This is a genomic window from Gilvimarinus sp. 1_MG-2023, assembly GCF_030548285.1.
Genome location: NZ_JAUOSC010000024.1, coordinates 1 through 5,556 on the forward strand (window position 1 = coordinate 1; position 5,556 = coordinate 5,556).

Below are 5,556 nucleotides of genomic sequence, written 5' to 3' on the forward strand. Positions count from 1 at the left end.
CCACAGCTCGCTCGGGGTAAGATCGTAGGTGCCGACATTCACCGCGCCCTGCGAGTCGCCGCTGTATTCTAAATCGGCGCTGTTAATGTCGTCCGAGCCGTAAGGCGTGCCGTTTTCGCCAAACACCGAGACGAACTCGGCGTAGTTGGTGCCGTAGCGCACACCGGCACCGGTTGTCGCGTTAATATCGTGCAGGCCATCGTAGGCCGCGCCGTCGTAGACTTTGTAGTCGTCGTAAGCGATGACATCGATTTCAGTGAGGAAGGAGCGCAAGAGCGGAGTAGATTGGCCTTCGTAAATACGCCAAACCGCGCCTGTGCCACCCTCAGCATCGATGTCCCAGCCGGTAAAAGACGCCAATTCCATAAACTCGGTGGTGGTGAGGCCGACACTATTGGCATCGATGGTACCGGCATTAGAGCCAGCACCTACGGCGTTACTACTGTCCCAGAAACTGTTGGCAATCGTAGAAAGTGCCGTATTCTCACCAACCAGACCACCTACATTTGTCGTTCCTGTGGCCATACCTGTTGCATAGCTTTGTGCCACTGAACCACCGAAGGTGTTTCGGCCCACCAAACCACCGATATTCTCCGCTGTATTAACGCCATCCACATTACCCGAGGCATAACTGTTCGTGACAGAGGAAAAATTATCACCCACCAAGCCACCAACCAGAGTTTCCCCCTGAAGGTCACCTGCAGCGTAACTTGTCTCGATAGTGCCTGCGTTAAAACCGGCTATACCGCCGACATAACCCACACCTGTTACAGTGACGTTAGAGCCGCTGTTTTGAATATCGGCAGCACTATTCCAACCGGTAATACCGCCGACATAGTCATTGCCACCAGTTTGTCCTGCGACTTCGATACCATTAATCGCGCCATTGTTTAAACCCGCTAAGACACCGGTCCAATCATTGCCTGTCACATCCGCTTCAGTAACCACTACATCAATAAGCGTCGAACCATCTGTATAGCCCAGCAGCCCAACGTAGTTTTGATCTGCTCGATTTATCGTGAGCTGTGAAATAGTGAAACCATTGCCGTCGAGACTGCCGGTAAAGTGTTCGTTGTCTGTGTTATCAACGTGCCATCCAACCGGCGCAAAGCCGCGACCACCCCAGACATCGGCATTATTGGTCGAAGCGGTGGCCGAGGCATCGATATCATCCATCAGGGTATAGCTGCCACTTAAATCAGCAGCCATGCCTTGCAGGTCGTAGAGGTTGTGAATTTCACCGCCACCCGAGAGATGGGCGCGCAGCATCGGCCGAGAGCTGCCCTCGGCAATAAACCAGGTGTTGGTAAAATCAAAACCGGTGTAGTTATCAGCGCTGTAGGCAGAATCGCCGGGAACCAGAGTCGCCCAGTTACCGTTCACCTCTGTTGCGCTGAGATCACCTCCTGGGGCAGCGTTGGGTTGGCCTGTAGTTTCGCTGTCCCAATAATTACCTGCCAGAGACCCGATCCCGTTATACTGGCCTATTAATCCACCGGTAGGCCCAGACGTGGCAGTTACTGCACCACTGGCCCAACTACGGCTAACTGAACCATAGGACAATACACCAACCAATCCGCCAGCCTGATCAACTGTGGCGTTAACAGCGCCCGTAGCATAGCTGTCGGTGATGCTGCCATTGACCAACGCCCCAACTAAACCCCCGACAAATTGCCAACCCTCTACCGAACCTGTAGCGTAGCTGGTTTGGATCGAACCGTTAGACTCGCCTACCAAACCACCCACCCTCGATCCCGCACTGGTAACGTCCACCGCTGCGTAACTTTGCACAATGGAGCCGTTACCGCCACTAGCCCCACCTAAGTAGCCAACAAGCCCGCCTATTCTATCCGCAGAGCCGGTAACCGAGCCTTCGGCAAATACATTACTCAGAATAAAGTTGCCGCTGTTGCCTACAGCGCGTCCCGCTATACCTCCGACATAACCTTGTCCTTCAACATTAACATTGGTCAAACCTATGTTTTCAATGGTAGAGGCCGCGCTCTGAACCCTGCCAAATAAGCCCACATAATTCTGGTCGGGCCGGTCGATGGTCAGGCCGTCAATCACAAAACCTTGGCCATCCAGATTACCGGTAAAGCACAGACTGCAATCACCTACCCAGGTACCCACAGGCGCAAAACCGCGCCCGCCCCAAACATCGGCATTATCGGTTGAGGCCGTGGCCGAGGCGTCAATATCGTTGAGAAGGGTGTAAGTACCGCCTAAGTCTGCGGCCATACCTTGCAGTTGGTAGAGGTTGGAGATATTGCCGCCATCCAAAAAGGCGCGCAGCATAGGCCGAGAGCTGCCTTCGGCGATAAACCAGTCGTCGGTAAAGTCTAGACCTGCGTAGGTGATTTCATTATAGGCGTCTACTGCGCCCGCCCAGTTACCGACGACCTCGGTAACCACTTGAGCATTGAAATCTTGACCAATAGCCGCCCCCTGGTTACTGGTAAAGCTGTCCCAGTAGCTGTCAGTGACACTGACAAAATTGAGCCCCACCAAACCACCGACATTGGTAACGCCATCCACCCTGCCCGTGGCATAACTTTCGGTAATGCTGTCAACATTCCTCCCCACCAAACCACCGACATCGACATTGCCGTCCACAGTGCCCGTAGCATAGCTTGTGGTAATGCTTCCAGAATTCAAACCCACCAAACCACCGACATGGACATTGCCGTCCACCGCGCCCGTGGCATAGCTTGTGGTAATACTTCCATAATTCCAACCCGCCAAACCACCGACTTGGTTATCACCTGTTATCGCCACATTGTGTAAAGCTAAGTCAGACACCGCCGCTGCAACACCCAAATAACTAAAGAGGCCAACCTCGGGTTCAGCTGGGCGATTAATGGTTAAATCATTTACACTAAAACCTGCACCGTCAAAGGCTCCGGTATAATTCGTTACATCATCGCCTATCGGGCTAAACCCTTCGCCGCCATTCCAGTTAACGGTTGTTGCGGCATCAATGTCGTTCATTAAAACAGCATCAAGCGTTGGGGTTGTGTCTAACCCTTGCAGGCCATACACATCGGCAATTTGCAGCGGGCTACCGGTACCATCACCACCTGTGGCACGGGTAAAGGTGCCACCGTTAATCACAAAATCATCGGCCATAAAGGTGGGCAGGGTGGCTGAAATTTGCGAAAAGTTACCGCTGTTTAAGGTAAAGGTGTCAACGTTAATATGGCCCTCGGCGCCGGTGGTGATGTTGCCCACGGCATTAAGGGTCAGGCCGCCCGCTGGCGCGTGCAGATAGTCGTTAAAGGCTATGCCGCCGTCGGCATCCAGCGTTAGGGTGTTGGCGCTGGTCCAGATAATCGGGTCGGCAATGGTGATATCGCCCGCCTGGCCACCGGCATCGGCGGTTACCAGAATGACGTTGCCGCCTTCCAGCGAATTTTGCAGGGCCTGGGTGTGCACATGGCTAACACCGTCGTTGCCGCCCGTTTCGCTGTAGCTGATTTCCAGGTTGGTTGGGTCCAGCAGCCAGGTGCCGGCACTGCCGGTTGCGCTTGAGGTGTCGAGCGTGGCGTTGGCCGCGACTTTGACAATGCTGCCAGAGGTTTCAATAAAGCCGCCGTCTCCACTTTCGGGGGCAGAAGCATCCAGCGTACCGCCGACACGCACAGTGCCACCCGTCTCAGACGTCATGCCGCCCAGCAGTAAAATTTTGCCGTCTTGCTCCTGCAGGGTTTGCGCTTCTATCACGCCGGTGTTGTTGACCACGGTTTGCAAGAGCGCGTCGCTGGCGTGGGCAGTCATGAGTACCTGGCCGCCGTCGGCCTGAATCAGACCGTGGTTTTCCGCCAAAGCGTTCAGCGCGGCTTGGTCCACTTGTACATTCAGCAGACCATCGCCGGCAAAATCGAGGGTAATTTGATTGCCCGCAGCCAGTGCCACGTTGCCCAGCTTGGCCTGAATGACACCGCGGTTACTGACTTGCCCACCTAAAAGCGCTACCGCACCTGTGTCGGCAGCGGTAATTTCGCCTAAGTTTAATACCGAGGCGGGGGCGCCATTGCCGCTAAAGGTAAAGTGGGTATAGTCGGTGTGCGACACGTCCAACGTAGAGGCCACCAGCGAGCCGACATTGACGCTGGCATTTTGACCGAACAAGACGCCGTTGGCGTCCATCACAAATACGCGGCCGTTGGCGTTCAGCTGGCCGTTGATTTGCGTACCGTCGGCGCTGAACACGCGGTTGAGCGCAATAGAGGTGTCGTTCGGCTGCAGGAAGTTAACGATTTCGCTGGCGTCGATATCAAAGCTGTCCCACACGATGGTGGTGTTCTGGCTGTGCTGGTTGATATCGGTCATGTTGCCGTAGCGGTGGATGTTGGCATTGCCGTCGATGACCACACCGCCATCGGGGGCACCATAAACCCCACTGCTAAGCGCGACTATTGCCAATGTCAGTGAATTACGTTTTAACTTGCCCCAAGGTGCTTGATGCATATTCATGTGTCAATCCGATGATTTAAGGTGTGTATTAGTTAGCAATTATCGCAATCAGCGAGCAAAGACGGTACCCTCTAATTAGAGGGTATAAAAATACCACGCCTCTTTAATAAGTGACTTAGATACATTTCTATATAATACGAACTATTACCCTCATGCCACAATTATCAGCCCTAAATATGCCTCAGTCCACTTTACTCACCGCTACCCAGCCTCGATTATTACCAGCAACACCAGAGATGACTAATGTGTGGGACACTCTCGTACAATTTGATGCCGCCGATAGCGATAAGGCCCTCAATTACTTACTGGAAGAACTGTGCCGGCTGGTCAATGGCACAAGCGCCTTTTGGGTGGGAGCCCTGCGGATTAATACGCACGAACCCAATGACCCATTGCTGGGATGGCGCCCGCGTATCAGCCATAGACTGGACAGCGAACCCTCTGATGACTCTTATAGTAAAAAAATGCTGGCAAAAATACGTACCCAAACGCCCGACCCCTCCTTGACAACTCATGTGCGTATGGCAGGTAGTTTTAGAGCTTACCGGCTGAGCGATATTGTCGATGATAACTGGTACCAATCGCCTTACTATCTTGAGAAAAAAGCTCAAAATGGCGTCACCGATCGCTTGTATGTGGTAACACCATTAAATGAGGATATGGAGTGTTATTTTTCCGTTGACCGGGTGACGGGACAACCGATGTTTAGCCAACACGACTGTCAATTAGCCGCGACTTTATTGCGCAGCTTAGGCTGGTTTCAAAGGCAGGTAGCTCTGTCGCATGGACTTCAAATCAGCACAGGGGCAATAACCCCAAGCGAGCGGCGAGTTTTGCAACAACTACTCACCAGCAGCAGCGAACGAGAAATCGCCCGTAAACTGGAAATAAGTTACAACACGGTGCACTCTTACGTCTCCAATATATATCGCAAGTTCGATGTTAATGGCCGCGCGGGCTTGATGGCATTGTGGCTGGGGCAAGATTGAATAGATTTTTGAGGTGCGGAATGCGGAATGCGGAATGCGGAATGCGGAATGCGGAATGCGGAATGCGGAATGCGGAATGCGGAATGCGGAA

Annotated in this window: 2 protein-coding genes; one reads left to right on the top strand and one right to left on the bottom strand. The window is 53.3% G+C overall.

The window, feature by feature from the left end; all coding sequences use genetic code 11:
- Positions 1-4,476: beta strand repeat-containing protein (locus tag Q4563_RS15375; protein WP_303605074.1), on the bottom strand; the 4,476-nt coding region annotated here is incomplete at its 3' end.
- A 176-nt stretch (positions 4,477-4,652) separates the two neighbouring features.
- On the opposite strand from Q4563_RS15375, the gene Q4563_RS15380 reads away from it, so the two are divergent.
- Complete coding sequence (locus Q4563_RS15380) at positions 4,653-5,465, top strand: response regulator transcription factor (RefSeq protein ID WP_303605075.1); 813 nt, start codon at positions 4,653-4,655, stop codon at positions 5,463-5,465.
- Positions 5,466-5,556 lie beyond the last annotated feature (91 nt).